The organism is Jujubicoccus corallicola, assembly GCF_047345645.1.
Taxonomy (GTDB): domain Bacteria; phylum Pseudomonadota; class Alphaproteobacteria; order Rhodobacterales; family Rhodobacteraceae; genus JBLEFH01.
In genome coordinates, this window is the sequence record NZ_JBLEFH010000003.1 from 347522 (window position 1) to 367301 (window position 19780).

General features: G+C 63.0%; 23 protein-coding genes. 14 read left to right on the forward strand and 9 right to left on the reverse strand.

Features of this window, described 5'->3' with window-relative positions:
* Positions 1 to 59: 59 nt before the first annotated feature.
* The 7 genes from ACMA5I_RS07010 to ACMA5I_RS07040 all read left to right on the forward strand — a co-directional run bounded on the left by ACMA5I_RS07010 (position 60) and on the right by ACMA5I_RS07040 (position 7667).
* On the forward strand, positions 60 to 1226 hold the full coding sequence (locus tag ACMA5I_RS07010; RefSeq protein ID WP_525885519.1) for a MalY/PatB family protein: 1167 nt from the start codon (positions 60 to 62) through the stop codon (positions 1224 to 1226).
* Positions 1227 to 1325: 99 nt separating this feature from the next.
* Positions 1326 to 2309, forward strand: a complete 984-nt coding sequence (locus ACMA5I_RS07015; RefSeq protein WP_525885520.1) for an L-malyl-CoA/beta-methylmalyl-CoA lyase — start codon at positions 1326 to 1328, stop codon at positions 2307 to 2309.
* Between the two features lie 145 nt (positions 2310 to 2454).
* Positions 2455 to 3837, forward strand: coding sequence for an argininosuccinate lyase (gene argH / locus ACMA5I_RS07020; protein WP_525885521.1), 1383 nt, complete (start codon positions 2455 to 2457; stop codon positions 3835 to 3837).
* Positions 3834 to 3974, forward strand: coding sequence for a hypothetical protein (locus tag ACMA5I_RS07025; protein WP_525885522.1), 141 nt, complete (start codon positions 3834 to 3836; stop codon positions 3972 to 3974). The genes argH and ACMA5I_RS07025 overlap by 4 nt, the downstream gene beginning before the upstream one ends.
* Positions 3974 to 4285: a DUF2834 domain-containing protein gene (locus ACMA5I_RS07030; protein WP_525885523.1), complete on the forward strand. Its 312-nt coding sequence runs from the start codon at positions 3974 to 3976 to the stop codon at positions 4283 to 4285. The genes ACMA5I_RS07025 and ACMA5I_RS07030 overlap by 1 nt, the downstream gene beginning before the upstream one ends.
* 2 nt (positions 4286 to 4287) lie before the next feature.
* The gene (gene lysA / locus ACMA5I_RS07035; protein WP_525885524.1) at positions 4288 to 5556 is read left to right on the forward strand and encodes a diaminopimelate decarboxylase; all 1269 of its coding nucleotides are present in this window, start codon (positions 4288 to 4290) and stop codon (positions 5554 to 5556) included.
* On the forward strand, positions 5544 to 7667 hold the full coding sequence (locus ACMA5I_RS07040; RefSeq protein ID WP_525885525.1) for a DUF4175 family protein: 2124 nt from the start codon (positions 5544 to 5546) through the stop codon (positions 7665 to 7667). The genes lysA and ACMA5I_RS07040 overlap by 13 nt, the downstream gene beginning before the upstream one ends.
* Before the next feature lie 3 nt (positions 7668 to 7670).
* Here ACMA5I_RS07040 and ACMA5I_RS07045 read toward each other — a convergent pair whose 3' ends face one another.
* Together ACMA5I_RS07045 and ACMA5I_RS07050 are read right to left on the reverse strand one after the other, a co-directional pair.
* On the reverse strand, positions 7671 to 7847 hold the full coding sequence (locus tag ACMA5I_RS07045; RefSeq protein WP_525885526.1) for a hypothetical protein: 177 nt from the start codon (positions 7845 to 7847) through the stop codon (positions 7671 to 7673).
* 55 nt (positions 7848 to 7902) lie between these two features.
* On the reverse strand, positions 7903 to 9276 hold the full coding sequence (locus tag ACMA5I_RS07050; protein WP_525885527.1) for an NAD-dependent succinate-semialdehyde dehydrogenase: 1374 nt from the start codon (positions 9274 to 9276) through the stop codon (positions 7903 to 7905).
* Between the two features lie 69 nt (positions 9277 to 9345).
* Here ACMA5I_RS07050 and ACMA5I_RS07055 point away from each other — a divergent pair, with 69 nt between their 5' ends.
* The gene (locus ACMA5I_RS07055; RefSeq protein WP_525885528.1) at positions 9346 to 10101 is read left to right on the forward strand and encodes a sulfite exporter TauE/SafE family protein; all 756 of its coding nucleotides are present in this window, start codon (positions 9346 to 9348) and stop codon (positions 10099 to 10101) included.
* On the opposite strand, the gene ACMA5I_RS07060 is transcribed toward ACMA5I_RS07055, so the two are convergent.
* Positions 10098 to 10358, reverse strand: coding sequence for an acylphosphatase (locus ACMA5I_RS07060; protein WP_525885529.1), 261 nt, complete (start codon positions 10356 to 10358; stop codon positions 10098 to 10100). The genes ACMA5I_RS07055 and ACMA5I_RS07060 overlap by 4 nt on opposite strands.
* A gap of 76 nt (positions 10359 to 10434) precedes the next feature.
* On the opposite strand from ACMA5I_RS07060, the gene ACMA5I_RS07065 reads away from it, so the two are divergent.
* Positions 10435 to 11400 (forward strand): alpha/beta hydrolase, encoded by a 966-nt coding sequence (locus tag ACMA5I_RS07065; RefSeq protein ID WP_525885530.1) that lies wholly within the window; start codon positions 10435 to 10437, stop codon positions 11398 to 11400.
* Here the strand turns inward: ACMA5I_RS07065 and ACMA5I_RS07070 are convergent.
* The 6 genes from ACMA5I_RS07070 to mobA all read right to left on the reverse strand — a co-directional run bounded on the left by ACMA5I_RS07070 (position 11345) and on the right by mobA (position 15947).
* Positions 11345 to 12172 (reverse strand): substrate-binding domain-containing protein, encoded by an 828-nt coding sequence (locus tag ACMA5I_RS07070; RefSeq protein WP_525885531.1) that lies wholly within the window; start codon positions 12170 to 12172, stop codon positions 11345 to 11347. The two genes, ACMA5I_RS07065 and ACMA5I_RS07070, sit on opposite strands and share 56 nt — an antisense overlap.
* Positions 12169 to 12885 (reverse strand): ATP-binding cassette domain-containing protein, encoded by a 717-nt coding sequence (locus ACMA5I_RS07075; RefSeq protein WP_525885532.1) that lies wholly within the window; start codon positions 12883 to 12885, stop codon positions 12169 to 12171. Before ACMA5I_RS07075 ends, ACMA5I_RS07070 begins: the two co-directional genes overlap by 4 nt.
* Positions 12882 to 13577 carry an ABC transporter permease gene (locus ACMA5I_RS07080; protein ID WP_525885533.1) on the reverse strand — a complete coding sequence of 232 codons (696 nt, stop codon included), beginning with the start codon at positions 13575 to 13577 and terminating at the stop codon, positions 12882 to 12884. The genes ACMA5I_RS07075 and ACMA5I_RS07080 overlap by 4 nt, the downstream gene beginning before the upstream one ends.
* Before the next feature lie 93 nt (positions 13578 to 13670).
* Positions 13671 to 14870: a molybdopterin molybdotransferase MoeA gene (locus tag ACMA5I_RS07085; RefSeq protein ID WP_525885534.1), complete on the reverse strand. Its 1200-nt coding sequence runs from the start codon at positions 14868 to 14870 to the stop codon at positions 13671 to 13673.
* Complete coding sequence (gene mobB / locus ACMA5I_RS07090) at positions 14845 to 15354, reverse strand: molybdopterin-guanine dinucleotide biosynthesis protein B (protein WP_525885535.1); 510 nt, start codon at positions 15352 to 15354, stop codon at positions 14845 to 14847. The genes ACMA5I_RS07085 and mobB overlap by 26 nt, the downstream gene beginning before the upstream one ends.
* Positions 15351 to 15947, reverse strand: coding sequence for a molybdenum cofactor guanylyltransferase MobA (mobA, locus tag ACMA5I_RS07095; protein WP_525885536.1), 597 nt, complete (start codon positions 15945 to 15947; stop codon positions 15351 to 15353). The genes mobB and mobA overlap by 4 nt, the downstream gene beginning before the upstream one ends.
* An 89-nt stretch (positions 15948 to 16036) precedes the next feature.
* Between mobA and moaA the strand changes: the two genes are divergently transcribed.
* The 5 genes from moaA to ACMA5I_RS07120 are packed head-to-tail and all read left to right on the forward strand — an operon-like array spanning position 16037 to position 19741.
* Positions 16037 to 17050, forward strand: coding sequence for a GTP 3',8-cyclase MoaA (gene moaA, locus ACMA5I_RS07100; RefSeq protein ID WP_525885537.1), 1014 nt, complete (start codon positions 16037 to 16039; stop codon positions 17048 to 17050).
* Positions 17051 to 18067, forward strand: coding sequence for a bifunctional molybdenum cofactor biosynthesis protein MoaC/MoaB (gene moaCB, locus ACMA5I_RS07105; RefSeq protein WP_525885538.1), 1017 nt, complete (start codon positions 17051 to 17053; stop codon positions 18065 to 18067).
* The gene (locus ACMA5I_RS07110; RefSeq protein WP_525885539.1) at positions 18067 to 18306 is read left to right on the forward strand and encodes a MoaD/ThiS family protein; all 240 of its coding nucleotides are present in this window, start codon (positions 18067 to 18069) and stop codon (positions 18304 to 18306) included. The genes moaCB and ACMA5I_RS07110 overlap by 1 nt, the downstream gene beginning before the upstream one ends.
* On the forward strand, positions 18303 to 18731 hold the full coding sequence (locus ACMA5I_RS07115) for a molybdenum cofactor biosynthesis protein MoaE (protein WP_525885540.1): 429 nt from the start codon (positions 18303 to 18305) through the stop codon (positions 18729 to 18731). The genes ACMA5I_RS07110 and ACMA5I_RS07115 overlap by 4 nt, the downstream gene beginning before the upstream one ends.
* The gene (locus ACMA5I_RS07120; RefSeq protein WP_525885541.1) at positions 18728 to 19741 is read left to right on the forward strand and encodes a ThiF family adenylyltransferase; all 1014 of its coding nucleotides are present in this window, start codon (positions 18728 to 18730) and stop codon (positions 19739 to 19741) included. Before ACMA5I_RS07115 ends, ACMA5I_RS07120 begins: the two co-directional genes overlap by 4 nt.
* Positions 19742 to 19780 lie beyond the last annotated feature (39 nt).

Consider the following 19780-nt stretch of genomic DNA (forward strand, 5'->3'; position numbering starts at 1 on the left):
GATAGTGGATTGCGACCCGCCCCGCAAGGTGCCACTCTGCCCCGCAAAAGGAGGCCGCGATGGATTTTGACAGCCGCCCACGTTTGGGCACCCAGTCCACGAAATGGGATCAGATGGAGGCGCGTTATGGCGTTTCGCCCGAGGACGGGCTCGCCATGTGGATCGCGGATATGGATTTTCCCGCGCCGCCTTGCGTGATCGAGGCTCTGCGCGCCGATCTCGATCAGGGTGTTTTGGGCTATTTCGGCGATGACGGGCGCTATCTCGACGCGGTGTGCGGCTGGATGAAGCGTCGCCATGGCTGGGAGGTGGATCCCGAGGCGATTTTTGTCGATCACGGCACAGTCCAAGGCGCCTCCATGGTGCTCGAAGCCTTCACAGAGCCGGGCGATCATGTGCTGATGCTCACGCCTATTTATATGGGTTTGCGCCGCATCGCACATGTGAACGGTCGGCCCGCCACTGAGGTCCCGCTTGCCAAGGAAGATGGCCGCTATGTCATCGACTTCGACGCGATGGAGGCAGCACTTACAGGCAAGGAAAAGCTGATCTTTTTCTGCTCGCCCCTCAATCCCGGTGGCCGCGTCTGGACGCAGGAAGAACTCACCGCCATCGCCGATTTCTGCATCCGCCACGATCTCTTGCTGGTCTCCGACGAGGTGCATCACGATCTGATCATGCCCGGCTACACACACATCGCAATGCCCGTCGCCGCGCCCCAAGCACGCGACCGGACAATTATGCTCACCGGCACCGGCAAGACCTTCAACCTCGCGGGCGGTATGCTCGGCAATGTGACGATCGAGAGCCCGGAGCTGCGCGCGCGGTTCAAGAAAATCCACGCGCGCAATGTGACTGATGTGAATCGCTTCGGCCCGATTGCCGCCACCGCCGCCTATAATGAGGGCGAGGCGTGGCTGGAGGCGGTCATCGCGAAGATCGACCAGAACCGCAAAATTTTCGACGCGGGCATCAACGCCATTCCCGGCGTCCATTCGATGGATTTGCAGTCGACCTATCTCGCATGGGTCGATTTTACCAATACCGGGATGGATCGCGACCAGATCCACAAGCGGGTGAAAGAGAGCGCGAAGATCGCCGCGAATGACGGCCTGACGCTGGCGGATCATTGCGGGTCCTTCCTGCGGTTCAACCTCGCTGCGTCCACCGATCTCGTGGAGGACGCGGTCGCGCGGATGCAGACCGCCTTCAGCGACCTTCAGTAAAGCCTGTGACGGCGCGACTTCGCAGTTGCAGCGTATTGACGGTTGCAGCGCAACAATCTACCGTCCGGCAAGATTGTTACGCAATGAAATGAGGCCGCCATGTCGTTCATCATCCAACCCACCCCGCCCGCTCGCCCGAATCGCTGCCAGCTTTTCGGGCCAGGCTCGCGCCCCGCGATCTTCGAGAAAATGGCGGCGAGCGATGCGGATGTGATCAATCTCGACCTTGAGGACAGCGTCGCGCCGCAGGACAAACCGCAGGCCCGCAAGAACATCATCGAGGCGGTGAACGATATTGATTGGGGCAACAAGACGCTCGCGGTGCGGATCAACGCGCTCGACACGCCTTTCTGGTATCGCGATGTGGTCGAGCTTCTGGAGGAAGCCTGGGACCGCGTGGATCAGATCATGATCCCGAAGGTCGGCAACGCCAAGGATATCTATGCCGTCGATGCGCTCGTGACCGGGATCGAACGCGCCAAGGGCCGCAAGAAACCGATCAATTTCGAGGTAATTATCGAAAGCGCGGCAGGTCTGGCGCATGTCGAAGAGATCGCCGCCTCCAGCCCCCGCATGGTCGCGATGAGCCTCGGCGCGGCGGATTTCGCGGCCTCGATGGGCATGGCGACAACCGGAATCGGCGGCACGCAGGCGAATTATTACATGATCGAGGACGCGAAAGAAGATGGCGGCGAACGTCATCGCTATCTCTCCGATCCGTGGCATTTCGCGCAGGCGGCGATTGTGGCGGCGTGCCGGACCCATGGTCTGCTCCCAGTCGATGGTCCCTTCGGCGATTTCTCGGATGAGGAAGGTTTCCGCGCGCAGGCGCGCCGCTCGGCGGTGCTCGGCATGGTCGGCAAATGGGCGATCCATCCTAAACAGATCGCGATTGCCAATGAAGTGTTCACCCCGGACGAGGCCGCCGTCACCGAAGCCCGCGAGATTCTCGCAGCGATGAAAGAAGCCGAAGCGCGCGGCGAGGGCGCGGCGGTTTACAAGGGCCGTCTCGTGGATATCGCGTCGGTGCGTCAAGCCGAAGTGATGGTCAAACAGGCCGACCTCATCGCGGGCGCAAGCTAACCGCAAGCGGCGCGGCGGGCGGCAGCGACAAGCGCGCGCCCCCGCTCGCGCCGCACTTCACCGCTTCGCCAAGATGAAACCGGGGTGGCGTCACCGATCCCGAACCCCTATAGCTTGGCGAAATGCCCAAGCGAGCGGGAATCCCATGAGCGAGAAAACGTCGAATAAAATGTGGGGCGGGCGGTTCGAAAGCGGGCCGGACGCCATTATGGAAGCCATCAACGCGTCGATCGGCTATGACCAACGGCTGGCCAAACAGGATATCGAAGGCTCGCGCGCCCATGCGGCGATGCTCGCAGCGCAAGGGATTATCGACAAGGATGACGCCGAGGCGATCCGGGCAGGTCTTCTCGATGTGCTGGCCGAGATCGAGGGCGGGAATTTCAGTTTTTCCACGGCGCTCGAAGATATCCACATGAATGTCGAGGCACGGCTTACCGAACTGCTCGGCCCGGCGGCGGGACGACTGCACACCGCGCGCAGCCGCAACGATCAGGTCGCAACCGATTTCCGCCTTTGGGTGCGCGATCAGTGTGATGCGGCGATCTCGGGCCTTTCCGCGCTCATCGACGTGTTGATCGGACAAGCCGAAAAGGGCGCGGACATGGTCATGCCCGGCTTCACCCATCTGCAAACGGCGCAGCCGGTCACCTTCGGCCACCATATGCTTGCCTATGTCGAGATGTTCGCGCGGGATCGGTCCCGCTTCGAAGATGCCCGCAAACGGATGAACGAAAGCCCGCTCGGCGCGGCGGCGCTGGCGGGCACCTCCTTCCCCATCGACCGCGATGCAACCGCGAAGGCGCTCGGCTTCGACCGCCCCATGGCAAACTCGCTCGACGCCGTGTCCGACCGCGATTTCGCGCTTGAATTTCTGAGCTCCGCAAGCATCTGCGCCATCCACCTCTCCCGCCTTGCCGAAGAGCTGGTGATCTGGTCCTCCGCCCAATTCCGCTTCATCAAACTCTCGGACAAATGGACGACCGGCTCCTCCATCATGCCGCAGAAAAAGAACCCCGATGCTGCAGAATTGCTGCGCGCAAAAATCGGGCGGATCACGGGCGCGCAAATCGCGCTGATGATGGTGATGAAGGGCCTGCCGCTCGCCTATTCCAAGGACATGCAGGAGGACAAGGAGCAGGTCTTCGACGCGGTCGACAACCTCATGCTCGCCCTTGCCGCCATGACTGGAATGATGGGCGACGCCGAGCCGCAAGCGGACAATCTCCACGCCGCCGCCGCGAGCGGGTTCTCAACCGCGACAGACCTCGCCGACTGGCTCGTCCGCGTGCTTGGCCTGCCCTTCCGCGAAGCGCATCACGTCACTGGCGCGCTCGTCAAAATGGCCGAAGATCAGGGCAAAGACCTACCCGCACTCACGCTGGACGAGATGCAATCCGTCCATGATGGCATCACCGAGGACGTGTTCAACGTGCTGACCGTGGAAGCCTCTGTCGCCAGCCGCACCTCCTATGGCGGGACCGCCCCGAGCCAAGTGCGCGCCCAGATCAAGCGGTGGAAAGCGTGACCCTCCGCCTGATCCTCCTCGCCGCGCTGCTCGCCGGATGCGGCTATAAAACCGAGCCGGACCTGCCGCCGGACGGCCTCGAACGCCCGCAGCAAATTCGCGATATGAGCGGGATGGACGACGAGGATTTCTCCTAATGTCGCGCCTGCGGATGGCCTATCTTGCGCTCGCCATTCTGGGCGCGGTCATCCCTTGGCTCCGCTTCGGCGCGTGGTTTGCCGAAGGCGGCACGACCAACGGTCTGTTCGACGCGTGGACAGCCAACCCCGCCGTCTCCGGCCTCTCATGGGATCTGCTCATCGCGGGCATCGCCCTCACGCTCTGGATCGCCGCCGAAGTGCATGTCCGCCGCGATTACGTCTCGCTCCTCGCCCTGCCGGCGCTCGCCATTGGCGTCTCCTGCGCCCTTCCGCTCTACCTTTTCCTCCGCACAAGGCCCCAAGGCTGACCATGGATCATTTCACCTATCAATCGGGCGTGCTGCACGCCGAAGATGTGCCCCTCACCGAGATTGCCCGCGAGGTCGGCACCCCCGCCTATATCTACTCGACCGCGACTTTAACTCGTCATTTCAAGGTCTTCGACGACGCGCTTGACGGGATGGATCACCTCATTTGCTATTCGGTCAAAGCCAACAGCAATCAGGCGGTGCTGACCACGCTGGCGCAGCTTGGCGCGGGCATGGACGTGGTGTCGGGCGGCGAATATCTGCGGGCGAAAGCCGCGGGTGTACCGGGCGACAAGATCGTTTTCTCCGGGGTCGGCAAGACCCGCGACGAGATGGAAATGGCGCTGAAAGGCGGCATCCGGCAGTTCAATGTGGAGAGCGAGCCGGAGCTGCACCAACTCTCCGACGTCGCCACGTCCCTCGGCGTCCGTGCACCGGTCACCTTCCGCGTGAACCCCAATGTAGACGCGCTGACCCACGCCAAAATCGCGACCGGCAAAGCGGAAAACAAATTTGGCATCCCCATCGGCACCGCGCCGCGCGCCTATGCGGATGCGGCGAAATTGCCGGGGATCGAGGTGGTCGGCGTCGATGTGCATATCGGCAGCCAACTCACGCAGCTGGCACCGTTTGAGGAGGCGTTCACCAAACTCGCCAGCCTCGTCGAAACCCTGCGCGCTGAGGGCCACCCTATCCGCCGGATCGACCTCGGGGGCGGGCTTGGCATCCCCTATCGCCAAGCCAATGAAGTCCCGCCCCTGCCCTTCGACTACGGCGCGGTGATCCGCCGCACGGTCGGCCACCTAGGCTGCGAGATCGAAATTGAACCGGGCCGTCTGATCGCAGGCAATGCGGGGCTGCTCCTCTCGTCGGTGATCTATCTCAAGGAGGGCGAGGGCCGGAATTTCCTTATCCTCGACGCGGCGATGAATGATCTCATCCGCCCCGCCATGTATGACGCCTATCACGAAATCATCCCCGTGACCGAACCCGCGCCGGGTGCCGAACGCATCCCGATGGATATCGTCGGCCCGGTCTGCGAGACGGGCGACACCTTCGCCAAAGAACGCGATATGACGGCGCTTAGTGCGGGCGATCTCGTCGCCTTCCGCTCGGCAGGCGCTTACGGCGCGGTGATGGCCTCGCAATACAACACCCGCCCGCTGATCCCCGAAGTTATGGTGAATGGCGATCAATTTGCGGTGGTCCGCGCACGTCCCAGCTATGAAGAGATCATCGGGCAGGATAAGCTGCCCGCATGGCTTGGCTGACCCGGACCCCTTCCGAAACGGACCCGCTCGCGCGGAACATCACGCGCAGCCGCAACGCGATCCGCCGCGAGCGGATTTTGCGCGCGCTCTGGCCGGGCGGTTCGCTCGCGCTTGCAGGGATTGGGCTGAGTTGGTTCGCGGTGCCCTATTCCGGTTGGCTGGCGCTCGCTGGCGCCAGTGTGGCCGCGATCATGGTCGCCCGCGCGCCGAAAGTCACAGACGCCGAAGCTATCGCGCGGCTCGACGAGGGCGATCCGGCGCATCCTTTGGCCAGCCTTCAGGACCACGCCGTCACCGGCGATCCCGAGCTTTGGGAACGATCTCAAGCGGATATGGCCAATCGCGCCGCCGCGCTGAAACTGCGCAAAGCCAACCCGGACCTCTCGAAACGCGATCCGTGGGGCCTTCGCCTCGCCGCACTCATCGTCGTGGTCGCCGGGACCATGTTCGGCGTCGCACCGCGCTTTGCGCCCGAACGCGACGGCACGCTGACCATCTGGGCCGAGCCGCCCAGCTACACGGGCCGCGGCGCACAACCGCTTGATTTTTCGGAACCTGCGCGCCTGCCCATCGGGAGCAATATCTATCTTCAGGCACAGGATATGGGCCGGATCTGGCTGAACGCGACACTCGGCGAGGAGCAAAGCTTCACGCCGCCTGCGCCGCCTGAGCGCGCGGAAATCACGCTCAATGCCAGCGGTCATGTGAGCCTCCGCCGCCCTTGGGGCGCGCGCGATATCTGGCGCGTGACGGCCATTGCCGATCTGCCGCCCGAGGTGGACATCACGGAAATCGAGTCCGATCAGATGGGCCGGATGCGCCTCGCGCTGGAGTTGCGGGACGATTACGGTGTCACCGCGCAAAGCCTCCATATCGAGATGCCGCCGCCTTCGGTTGAGCTCGGCCCGGCGGGGTTCGACGCCCCGGACCCGATCACACTCGGCGGCCCCTTCTGGGAAGGCGACTTCGCCAAACACCCGCTCGCGGGCCGGCAGGTGATCCTCTTTGCCAGCGCCGAGGACGCGCTCGGGCAAACCGGCGAAAGCAGTCTCCGGCGCGTGACCCTGCCGCGCCGACATTTCCAGAATACCCATGCCGCGCGCCTCGTCGCGATCCGCTCGGATCTCATCTGGAACCCGGCGCGCAACTCCGCACTCAGCGCCGTGCGGTTGCGTAACTATCTGGGAACCGTGACCGATTTGCCTGCCGGTCCCTATCTCGGCGCGCAGCGGTCTTTGCGCCTTCTCTACCGCGCGGAGCCAATCGAGGCTGCGGAATTGCTCTGGCAAGTCGCTATCGCGCTCGAGGAGGAAGGGCTGGACCGCATCCGCCAGCTTGTCGAAGCGCTGCGTCAGGCGCTGGCCGAGGGCGCGCCGCAGGAGGAGATTTCCGCGCTGATGGATCAACTGCGCGCCGAACTCGCCCGCCGCGCCGCCGAAGCGCCGCAAGCCCCGGCGAATATGCAAAACGGCACGGATCTTGCGCAGCAGCTCGACCAGATCGAAGCCTTGAGCGAAGCGGGTGCGCAGGATGCCGCACAGGAATTGCTCGACCAACTCGCCCAGATGCTGAACCAGCCGATGATGCAAAACCCGCAGGCGGGTGGGCTCGACGAGATGATCCGCCAGCAACAGCAATTGAACGACCAGACCTTCAGCGCCGATCCTTCCGCCTTGCCGCAGATGCAATCCATGCAGGAGGCGCTGGCCGAGATGATGCAGGCGCTCGCCGAAAGCGGACCCGGTGATGCCCCCGGCGAGCTTGGCGAAGCGCAATCTCAAATGGAAGCGGCGGCGCAGGCTATGGCGCAGGGCGATCAGCCGGGCGCGCTCGCCGCGCAGGCCGGTGCGCTTCAGGCGATGAGCCAGCTTAGGCAGCAGATGATGGGGCAGCAGCCCGGCCAGCAATCGCCCGGCATGATGCAGGGGCGCGATCCTTTGGGGCGTCCAAGTCAGGGATTTCGTCAGGAAAATCTGGAAGTTCCGGGCGACATGCCAGATGGCAACGCCCGTGCGCTCCGCGAGACCATTCGCGAGCGCCTGCAAGATCCTGCGCTCGCGCCGCGCATGGAGGACTATCTTCGCAGCCTCCTGCGCAGCTTTGGCGGCTAGGTCTTACTCGGGCGCCGCCTCTGTCGCGGGCTCATCAGCCACCCCTTCGGCCACTTCGCCGCCGGTGAAAAACACAAAGCCAAGCACCACCAAAACCACCGCAATGATGATCCCGACCACGGGGCCGCGATGGCGTTTCGCCTGTGTTTCGACAGATTTATCGTCTTCGGGATTCGCCATGAATCTATTCCTTTTCCTAAATGTTTAACGAAGAAAACATAAAATCCACGGCCCGTCACCCGCGCATCGTGATCGCCTTGATGTTCACGAATTCGCGGATCCCGAACGCCCCATGCTCGCGGCCAAACCCGCTATCCTTGGTGCCGCCGAAAGGCATGTTTTCCTCCGCCGCGCCGAAGCCGTTGATGTTCACCATGCCCGTATCGAAATGCTCGATCGCGAGCGAACGGGCACGGTCCACATCTTCCGAGAAAATTCCGCCACCAAGACCGAACCGCGAGTCATTCGCAATCCGCATCGCGTCCTCGTCGTCTTTCGCCCGGATCAGCGCCGCCGCCGGGCCGAAGAGCTCGTCCTCGTAAGCGGGCTGACCCGGCTCTACATCCTCCAGCACCGTCGCCGGATAGTAATAGCCGGTCTCATTCGGCACGACCCCGCCTGTCAGCAGCTTCGCCCCCGCATCGACAGACGCCTGTACCTGTTCATGCAGATTGTCGCGCAGATCCTCGCGGGCGAGCGGGCCGAGACCGTGCGCCTTCTCGAACGGATCGCCGTATTTCACGCCTGCCATCGCCTCGGTGAAGGCGTCCCGGAAATCATCGTAAATCCCATCCGTCACGATAAACCGCTTCGCCGCAACGCAGGTTTGGCCGTTGTTGTAAATACGCCCCGTGACCGACTCGCGAACGGCTTGTTTGAGATTCGCATCGTCGAGAACAAGAAACGCGTCGTTGGAGCCAAGCTCCATCACGGTTTTCTTGGCATGTTCCCCCGCCACGCGGCCAACGGCGGACCCGCCCTTGAACGAGCCGGTAAAGGTCACGCCGCGCACCCGCGCATCGGCGATCAGTTTGTCCGATTGCTCATGATTGATAAGCAGCACGCCAAACGCCCCCTCCGGCACGCCCGCTCGCGCAAGAATTTCGCCCAGCATCAGCGCGCAGCCGGTGACATTGTCGGCATGGCTCAACAGCACCGTATTGCCCGCCATCAAATTCGGCAACGTGTAGCGAAGCGCCTGATAGACCGGGAAATTCCACGGCTGGATCCCGTAAATAACCCCTTGCGGACAATAGCTGACCCAAGCCGGACGGCCGCTGACCTCATGCTCTTCTGTCGCCAGAAACCGCGCGCCGTTTTCCGCGAGATAGTCGCATTCGGACGCCATCGCGAGCACTTCGCCGTCCGTCTGACTCCGCAATTTGCCCATCTCGCGCGTCATCAGATCGCCAAGCTCACCTTTGACCGCGCGCAACTCCTCGCCGATCCGTCTCAGCACGGCGGCGCGCTCCTCAAAGCTGGTTTTCCGCCAGTCCTGATAGGCCGCATGGGCCGCGCCAAGCGCGCCGTCCATCTCCGCATCGCTCATAAGCGGATAGCGCTTGAGAACCTCTTCCGTCGCCGGGTTGATCGTGGTGATCTCGCTCATATCGGCCTCCTTTGTCGCTGGACATCATCGGCCCTTTCCGCTCTCTTGCCAAGGAACAAAGGACCCCGAATGCTCACGCTTTTTCTCCTCTTTCTCGCCGGTTGCCTCGGCGGCGTCATCAACTCGCTCGCGGGCGGCGGCAGCTTTATCATCTTCCCGGCCCTGCTCACTGCGGGCCTGCCGCCGGTCGCCGCGAATGCAACCAACACCTTCGCCTGCATGCCCGGCTATCTCGCAGGCGCCTGGGCCTTTCGGGACGATCTCGCCAAGCATCGGGACGCCCTGCCGCGCACCGTCCTCATCTCCGTCATCGGCGGCGCGCTCGGCGCGGCCATCCTGCTTGCCATCCCGCCGAGCCTCTTCGAGACCAGCATCCCGTGGCTCCTGCTCGTCGCAACCGGCCTGTTCGTGACCGGCAAACGCCTCTCCGCCGCACTCATGGCCAAGGAGTTCAACGCCTCCGGCGTCCAGATCGGTTTCGCCGCGCTCCTACTGCTCGTCTCCATCTATGGCGGCTTTTTCAACGCGGGCCTCGGCATCGTCACCCTCGCCTATCTCGCCGTCGCGGGCTATGACGACATCAACACGATGAACGGGATGAAACTCCTCATCTCCACCGCCATTTCCGTCAGCGCCATCATCCTCTTCGCGATCAAAGGCGAGATTGCATGGATCGCAGGAACAGCCGCGCTGCTCGGCACAATTACCGGCGGTTATCTCGCAGCCCATATCTCGCGCGGTGTGCCGCAAGTCTGGGTCCGTGGCATCGTGCTCGTAATCGCCATCGCGACCACGATTTATTTCTTCTGGGAGGTCTACAGCTAAACCGTCGGGCGGATTTCATACCCTTCCGGCGCGCTCTCCGCATCGACCATCTCGATCCGCTCGACATGGCCAAAACGCGGCCCTTGGCGCAACTCGGCTTCCATCTCTGCAGGGAGATCCGACAACAGCGCCTCGCCCCGCCCGTCGGACAGATTGCGCACCCAACCCGAGACGCCATAGCGCGCCGCCAGTTTCGCCGTGAAGGCCCGAAAACTGACGCCCTGCACGCGGCCAGATATAAAAAGATGCTTTGCCATGCGTCAGCCTCACATTCTGCGCGTATGAACGCAAATAGACTTTGCTTTTTTGAGCCGCCTTCTGCATCTTCGCGCCATGTTCTTGCGAGTGTTCCTGACGCTGGTCGTCGTCGCCATCATTTTGCTCCTGTTCGGTCCCCGTCACCCGGTGCAGAATTTCCCCGCCCATGCCGAATTTGACGATCCCGAAGCCGTGGTCGCCGCGCAAGAGGCCGCGTTTGACGACATCCGACCCGGCCTGAACGCGGCGATCTATCGCCAGTCCGAAGGCAAAACGCCGCTGGCGTTTGTGTATCTGCACGGCTTCTCCGCCTCGCCCGCCGAACTCGCGCCCGTCCCGCAGGATCTCGCCGCGCGCTTTGGGGCCAATCTCTATATCCCGCGCCTGACCGGTCATGGCCGGACCGGCGACGCCCTCGGCGAGGCAAAAGCCAGCGACTGGATCAAAGATGCCGCCGAAGCGATCGATATCGGCAGCGCGCTCGGCGAGCAGGTTGTCGTCATCGGCACCTCCACAGGCGGCACCCTCGCCGCCCTCGCCGCGCTCGACCCTGAAACCCGCGACGAGATTGCCGGTGTCATCTTCATCTCGCCGAATTTCCGCCTGATGGCCAAAGGCGAATTCATCCTGACCCTGCCCTTCGCAAGCCAGATCGTGCCGCTCATCCTCGGCGAAACCCGCAGCTTCGAGCCCCATAACCCGGCGCATGAAGCGGGATGGACCAGCAGCTATCCCAGCCGCGCCATCGTCCCCATGGCCGCCCTTGTGAAAAAGGCACGCAATTCAGACTACAACGCTGCAGCACAGCCCGCGCTCTTCCTGTTTGATCCAGCCGACAGTGTCGTCTCCGCCGAGGAAACCCGCGCCGTCGCCTCAGAATGGGGCGGCCCGGCGCAAATCGCAGAGGTCGCGCTCGGCCCCGATGATGATCCCAGCCACCACGTCCTCGCAGGCGATGCCCTCAGCCCGTCGCAAAACGCGGCGGTCACGGATCTGATGACGAATTGGCTGGTTGAGACGGGTCTGGCACCTGCGCCGTAGGCCGAAACACGGGCTCGCCGCCGATGCGAAAATCCGCGATCACCGCCTGCCCCTCCGGCCCAACCAGCCAGTCGATAAAACGCTGCCCGGCCTCCGCCTTCACATGCGGGTGCCGCGCCGGATTAACGAGCATGATCCCGTAGCTGTTGAGCAAGCGCGGATCGCCCTGCACCAGCACCTTCAACTCATCGCGCCCGCCAAACGCAGCCCAACTCGCAAAATCGCTCAGCGTATAGCCGCCCATGGCCCGCGCGATATTGAGCGTCGCCCCCATCCCGCTCCCCGTCTCGCGGTACCACGCGCCTTCCGGCGTGATCCCCGCATCCTCCCAAAGACGCATCTCCGTCACATGGGTGCCAGACTCATCGCCGCGCGACACAAAAATCGTTTCGGTCTCCGCCAGATGCGTCAGCGCCGCGCTCGCATCCGGAATGACCGCCAGCCCCGCAGGATCCTCCGGCGGGCCGAGAATAACAAAATCATTCTCCATCACATCATAACGCCCAGTCGCCCAGCCCGCAGCGACAAACGCCTCCTCCGCAGCGCGCGAATGGACCCAAACCAAATCCCCATCACCGCGCTCGCCCAGTTTGAGCGCCTGCCCCGTGCCCGCAATCACCGGCTTCACCGTGATCCCGGTCTCTTCTGTAAAGGCCTCCAAAACCACATCTAGTAAACCAGAGTCGCGCGTGGTCGTGGTGGACAGCAGCGTGATCTCCTCCGCGCACAAGGGCAGCGGGAAAAGAACAACTATCGCGAGAAGCCACTTCACACCACCAACTCCCCCGACAGAAACGCGCGCGCCTCGGCAGTCTCAGGGGCATCAAAAAACGTCGCTGCTGGACTGTGTTCGACCACCTTACCAGCGTGCAAAAACACCACATCACACGCAATCCGCCGCGCCTGACCCGGATCATGCGTGACAAGCACAACCTTGACGCCCTTCGCGCTCACCTCGTGGATCAGCACCTCAACCTGCGCCGTCGCCGCCGGATCAAGATTGGCCGTCGGCTCATCCAGCAACAACACCGCCGGATCCATCGCCAGCGCCCGCGCAATTGCAAGCCGCTGCTGCTCACCACCCGAAAGGCTGCGCGCGGCCTGATTTTCCTTGCCTTCCAGCCCCGAAAGAGCCAGCAAATCGCGACATCGCATAGTTTGGTCGGCTTTCGAAACTCCAGCCACGCGCAAAGCAAAACGCATATTGCCGCCCACACTACGCCGAAGCAAAACGGGCCGCTGAAACACCATCGCCTGCTTTTTCCGTGCGACCAGATCAAGCGGCTGACCTCCCGAGAAAATTCGCCCGCGATCCGGCGCAATCAACCCGTGCATCACCCGCAAAAGCAGACTTTTCCCGGCGCCGTTCGGCCCCATGATGACGGTCGGCCCATCGCCGGAAATACGCAGCGAAAGTATATCCAGCAGACCACGCTGATCGCGATCAAGCCGAATATTTTCGAGGCTGAGAAGCGCGCCACTCATGCCCGACGCGCTCCCGATAGCGCCGCCGCGACTGCGTTCACAGAGAGCGCCATCAGCAGAAGAATCCCGCCAAGCGCGAGAGCCAGCGCAAGATTGCCCTTCGACGTTTCAAGAGCAATCGTCGTCGTCATGACCCGCGTCGCGTGGTCAATATTACCTCCGACGATCATCACCGCACCCACCTCGGCAATCGCGCGGCCGAACCCTGCCAGCGCCGCCGTGTAAAGCGCTGGCCGCGCCTCGACGATCAAAGTCGGGATTTGCCGCTGTTTTGAGAGACAAAGCGAAGCGAAAAGCTCCTCATATTCCTCGGCGCGAGACACTATCGCCTCACGCGCAAGCGCCGCGACAATGGGCGTCACCAAAACCGCTTGCGCGATAATCATCGCCGTTGGCGTATAGAGAAGGCCCAGCGTTCCGAGCGGCCCCACACGCGAGAGCAACAGATAGAGACCAAGGCCGACCACCACGGGCGGCAGCCCCATCATCGCATTGGTCAACACAATAAAAGTGCGTCGAAACGGAAAGCGAAGTGCGGCTAGGCAGGCTCCGAGCGGCACACCTATGAGAACGGCAAGCGCCGTTGCGCTCAAGGAGACGCGGAGAGATAGAAGAATGATCTCAATGAGATCCGCATCGCCGCTTAGGATCAAACTCCAAGCAATCCCAAGCGCTTCGCTGAAGGTGTTCATGGACGGAACCCTTCGCAAGTGGCGCTAAATATGGCGATCGGTGATGACAGCATAACGCAGCCAAGGAGCCGCAAGCGGCGCGCCGCGTCAAGGTCAGACGAGGCCGAAGCTCGAAAATGGTAGGAAGCGCAGATAGTCACCGGTGCGGATCGAGGTGGTGTCTGCGGGCACGTCGATCAACCCCTCGGCCCAGCTCAGGCTGGAGACAATTCCGGACCCGTCCGACTCAAAGGCAACGAGTTCGCCATCTTCGATCCGCCCGCGCAGAAATTCGCGACGGCCGGAGCGGAAATCCTTGGCAAAGCCTGACGGCATCTGCCAAGCGCGTGGTTTTGGCCAGTCGGCGCCAGACATGACGGTCAAGGAGGGCCGCGCAAAGATAAGGGCGCTCACGAACGCCGACACCGGATTGCCGGGCAGGCCGAAAATCGGGACCTCTTGCCAATGGCCGAGCACCAGCGGCTTGCCGGGCTTGGCCGCGACGCGCCAGCTTTCGAGACGCCCTTCTTGGGCAATCAGTTGTGCGACGTGATCTTCATCGCCAACCGACGCGCCGCCGGAGCTGATCAGCGCGTCGCAGCGCGCGACCGCATTGTTCAATGTGTCGCGAAGCGCATCGCGGCTGTCCGGGACATGGCCAAGGTCAACCGTGTCGAAGCCCCATTGTTTCAGAAGGCCAAGCAACATGGGGCGGTTGCTGTCGTAAATCTGACCGGTCCCCGCTGGCGCACCCGGCGGCAACAACTCGTCGCCGGTTGAGATCACGCCGACACGAAGCGGCGCATAGCAGACAGCCTCCGAAAGCCCGACCGACAGTGCGACGCCGATATCTTGCGGACGCAGGCGTCGCCCTTTGCGGAGCGCGATTTCACCCGCTCGCAGATCCTCGCCCGCGCGGCGGATATTCGTGCCTTCGAGCAGAGGTTTGCGGATCATCAGGCGACCGTTTTCCACCCGTGTATCTTCCTGCGGCACGACGCGATCCACACCGTCCGGAATGACCGCGCCGGTAAGGATCCGGATCGCCTCAACTTCGCCCACCTTGCCGCCAAACGGCGCGCCAGCGGCAGAGCGTCCTTCTATAAGGCGAAACGCTGTCTCCTCGCCGCGGAACCCATAGCCATCCATGGCAGAGTTGTCGTCCGGCGGATGGCTGCGGGCGGCAATCAGATCCTGCGCGAGAACCGAGCCGACGGCGTCCGTCAACGGGATCGTTTCGGTCCGCGCCACCGGTGTCATACGCTCGCGGAGCGCGAGCAGCACGTCATCAACGCTGAGAAGGTCGTCGGACATTGCGCGCCTCTTTCATCACAAACTTCGCCAACCCTGCGATATCATTGAGATCAAAAACAGGTAAATCGTGCTCTATCGGGAAATCCGCCGCGATGGCCACCACTTTCGCGTAGCTTTGCGACAGATCCTCCCGGCGCTGCCCGCCGCGCCGGCATTCGAGCCGAGGATGGCAAGGCTTCATATAGCCATCCACCAGAACGAGATCCGCCGCCGCCATCCGCGGCAGGTAGAAATCAAGCTGCGGCTCCGGCGCGCCGCGCAACGCGTGGGTCATGCTGAACCCTTCCGGCGAGGATTCGACGAACTCCATCGCACCTGCCGCGAGATGCGTTCCCGCGTCGGATCCGCCCGCATCCACCAGCGACTTTTCAGACGTCTTGACCACAGACACCCGATAGCCCTGCCCGTGAAACTCCTTGATCAATCTCTCGCAAAGCGTTGTCTTCCCACTGTTCTTCGATCCGGTAATCCCGAAAACCTTCATGGCGCAAGCCGCTCCGTTGCCCGGATCAGATCCTCCGGCCTGTTGATATTCAGGAACGGATCGTAGATTTGATTCTGAAAAGAAATCCTTTCCGGAGAGACGTTATCCGTGAAAGCCGTGACTTTTCTTCCGCCGTTTTTCAGAAAATCCAAGAGATTATCCGCGAGCGAGACCGGCCAGCGGGCGAAAACCGGATGCAACCCACTGGGCGATGCGGCCTGCGCACATTCCGCGACCGCCAAGCGTTCAACAAGATCCATCGGGAAAAATGGCGTGTCCACGGCGACGCTGACAAGATGCGATGCGCCAGCCTCGCGCGCCCAAACCAGACCCGACAGAACGCCGCCAAGCGGGCCGCAATCGGGCAAGGCATCGGGCAGCACCGGCAGACCATAGCCCGCGAGCCGCGCCGGATCGCCATTCGCGCTGATCGCCACCGCCGCGCATTGCGGCGAAAGCCGGGCAATCGCCCGCGCATAAAGCGTCTCCCCGCCAAGCTTCAAAGCCCCTTTCTCAATGCAGCCAAAGCGCCGTCCAGCCCCTCCCGCGAGGATCAGGCCAAAGTCGTTTGATTTTTCAGGCTTTTCGCTCATCAGCCAACTATCACGATTTGCGCAAGAACCAGCAAGCCCTCCTTGCTCCTCCCGCCAATGCCTGCCAATATTAACGCAAAGGAGATCCAATGCTCTATTGGCCACCCAAGGACGCGACCAACGCCCCGGTTCTCACGGATCGGCATGGGCGGAGCTTTCCTTATCTGCGCCTGTCGGTCACGGATGTCTGCAATTTCAAATGCAGCTATTGCCTGCCCGATGGCTACAAGCCGACCGGGAAATCGCCGTTTTTGAGCCGGGATGAGTTGGTGCGGACGGCGAAGGCGTTTGTCGGCATGGGCACGTGGAAAATCCGCCTGACCGGCGGCGAGCCGACCGTGCGTCGGGATTTCTTCGAGATTGCGGAAGAGATCGCCGGGATCGACGGGCTGGAGACGCTGGCGCTCACCACCAATGGCTACAAACTGCCAGAGCGGGCGCAGCGGCTGCGTGATTGCGGGATCAATGCGATCAATATCTCCATCGACTCGATGAGCCGCGAAGGGTTTCGGGCCGTCACGGGCCGGGATCGGTTTGGCGATGTGATCGGCGGAATCGAGGCGGCCATTGCGGCCGGGTTCGACAGCATCAAGCTGAACGCCGTGCTCTTGAAGGGGATCAATGATCGCGAGATTGGCGAGTTGATCGGTTTCGTCCAAGACAAGCCGGTCGATATGCGTTTTATCGAGTTGATGGAGACGGGCCTCAGCGCCGACTATTTCGCAAAGCGTCACCTCTCCGCCGATGTGGTGCGGGACTTTCTGGCGGAGGGCGGCTGGTCGCCCGTGCCGCGCGCGGTAGGCGCCGGTCCGGCAGAGCGGTTCAGCCATCCCGAGAGCCAGGGCGAGGTGGGGATCATCGCGCCCTATTCCAAGGATTTCTGCAAGGGCTGCAACCGTTTGCGCGTCTCGGCGCGCGGCGATCTGCATCTTTGCCTCTTCGGCAAAACCGGCTTCCCGCTCCGCGACCTTCTCGAAGACGACGCGCAGCGCCCGCAGCTTCAGGCGCGTCTGACCAAGCTTCTGGCGCTTAAAACGGAGAGCCATTTCCTGCATGATGGCGATACGGGGATGACGCCGAATCTGGCTTATCTCGGGGGATAAATGAAAGACGCATTTGAGATCGGGGCCGCCAAAGGGGCCAGCCTGCGGATGATTGATGTGGGGCGCAAACGCCCGACGCGCCGCCGCGCTGTGGCCTGCGGATCGATCACCATGGGGGCGGAGGCATGGCGACTCCTGCGCGCGGGCCAACTGCCGAAGGGCGACGTGCTGACGCTGGCCGAAGCGGCGGGTATCATGGGGGCGAAGAATGCGCCGGATCTCATGCCGATGTGCCATCCACTCCCGCTCGATTCCGCCAGCATCGACTATGTGTTTGATGATGAGGTGCAGCGGCTCACGGTCTACGGCCAAGCCGCCGCGGTCGCCAAAACCGGGGTCGAGATGGAAGCGCTGGCCGCGACCAATGCGGCGCTGCTCACCATCTGGGATCTCACCAAGGGGATCGACCCGGCGCTGGAAATTTCCGGCGTGCGCTTGCTTGTAAAAACCGGCGGCAAAAGCGGCGTATGGGTGAATCCCGAGGGCATCCCCGATTGGCTGTCGGCGCAACTCCCTGATGATGGGTCGCTGGAGGGCCGCAGCGTTGCCCTTCTCACCGCTTCGGACCGCGCGGCGGCGGGTGAATATCTTGACGAATCCGGCGCGCTGCTCGCCAATCTCGTGGAAGATGCCGGCGGCGCAATCACTGCGCGCGAGGTCGTGGCGGACAGCCGCGACGGCCTCAAAGCCGCAATCCTCGCGCTCACCGAGAGCCAACCGGATCTGCTGATTATCTCCGGCGGCACCGGCCCCGGCCCGCGGGACAACACCCCGGAAACCCTCGCTGAAATCGCCGAGCGGATGCTGGATGGCTTTGGCGAGATGCTCCGCACCGAAAGCCAGCATCATATCGAAACCGCATGGCTCTCGCGCATGACGGCGGGGATGGTCGGGCGCACACTCGTCCTCGCCTTCCCCGGCAGCCCGAAAGCGGTCAAAGAATGTTGGGATATCGTCGCGCCCTTTATCGGCGTCACGCTGACCCGCATTGCAAAACAGGGGTTTGGCTCGAAATGATGACACTCACTCTCGCGCCTTTCGGCGCCTTTCGCGATCTGCCCGGCGGGGCGATAGAACTCGAATCCGGCGCAAATACAGACGCGCTTCGGGCCCGTCTCACCGATCATTACGGCCCGGCTCAAGAGGCACTGGTGCAGTCCGCCGCCTTCGCACTCAACGGCACGGTGATCCCCGAGGGCGGACGGATTGAGGAAGGTGGCGAGCTCGCGCTTCTGCCGCCCGTCTGCGGCGGATGAACTGTCGCTGCGTCATTCGCGAAGCCCCATTAACCCTCGACGAAGCGCTGGCCTTCACGAGCGATCCGGCCCATGGCGCGGCGGATATTTTCCTCGGCCATGTCCGCAACCATCACGGCGGCGAAGCGGTCGAGGGGATCACCTATGACGCGCATCCCGCGCTCGCCGAAAAAGCCTTCACCGAGATCGCCGAGGAAGCGCTCGCGAAATTCGGGCCTCTCAAAATCTATATCGGCCACGCCATGGGCGAACTCCCCATCGGCGGGCTTTCGGTCCTCATCGCCGTCTCCAGCGCGCACCGGGCCGAGAGTTTTGACGCCTGCCGCTATGCCATCGAAGAGATCAAACATCGCGCGCCCATCTGGAAACGCGAGCATTATCTGAGCGGGAAAAGCGCGTGGTTGCCGGGGCATTCCCTCCGATGAGCCGCCATGATCGCCAGATTGTTTTGCCCGAGATCGGCCCAGTCGGTCAGGCGAAACTGGCGGGTGCCAGCGTGCTGGTCATCGGCGCGGGCGGTCTCGGCGCACCGGCGCTGCTCTACCTCGCCGCCGCGGGCATCGGGCGGATCGGCATCGCGGACAGTGACGTGGTCTCGCTCTCCAATCTTCAGCGGCAGATCCTCTATAAAGAAGCCGATTGCGACCAGCCGAAGGCGGAGACCGCCCGCCGCCGCCTGCTGGAGATCGACGCAAACCTCACCATCGAGACCTACCCCGCCATCACCCATCACAACACCAAAGAGATCTTCGCGCGCTACGACGTGATCCTCGATGGCACGGACAATTTCGCCACGCGCTTTCTCGCCAATGACGCAGCGCTGAAGTCCGGGCGGCCCCTCGTTCAAGGCGCAGTGCTTGGCCTCACCGGCCAACTCGGTGTGTTCGGCCACGAAGACGGTCCCTGCTACCGCTGCCTCCACCCCGAGCCGCCGCAAATGCCTGTGAAGAATTGCGCCGAAGCGGGCGTGATCGGGGCGGTCTGCGGCATGACCGGGAGCATGATGGCAATGCAGGCCATTGCGCTCCTCATCGGTGCGCCTTTCGAAACCCTCTCCGGCCAACTCTGGATGACCGATCTGCGCCGTATGACTACCGACACCCTGCGCCTCGCGCCGCGCCCGGATTGCCTCTGCCGGGGCGACCGCGCGGCGATCACGCTCCCCAAAGGCGCGCCGCCGGTTGTAAGGCTCGCCACGCTCGCCCCCGGCGATGTGCTGGTCGATGTGCGCGAGGCGCTCGAATGGGCGAGCGGCTCGCTGGCCGGCGCCGTTCACGCACCCCTCTCCGAACTCGAAAACGGCACCCCGCCCCCCGAAGGGGGCCGCCTCGTCCTCTTCTGCGCCGCAGGGCCGCGCGCCCGCCGCGCCGCAGACATCCTCAAGGACCACAACGTGGCGCTGCTCGACGGCGGAACGCGCACACTTCTGCCGTAGCTATTCCTTCCGCTTGATCCGCCCAAGCGCCGCCCCTAG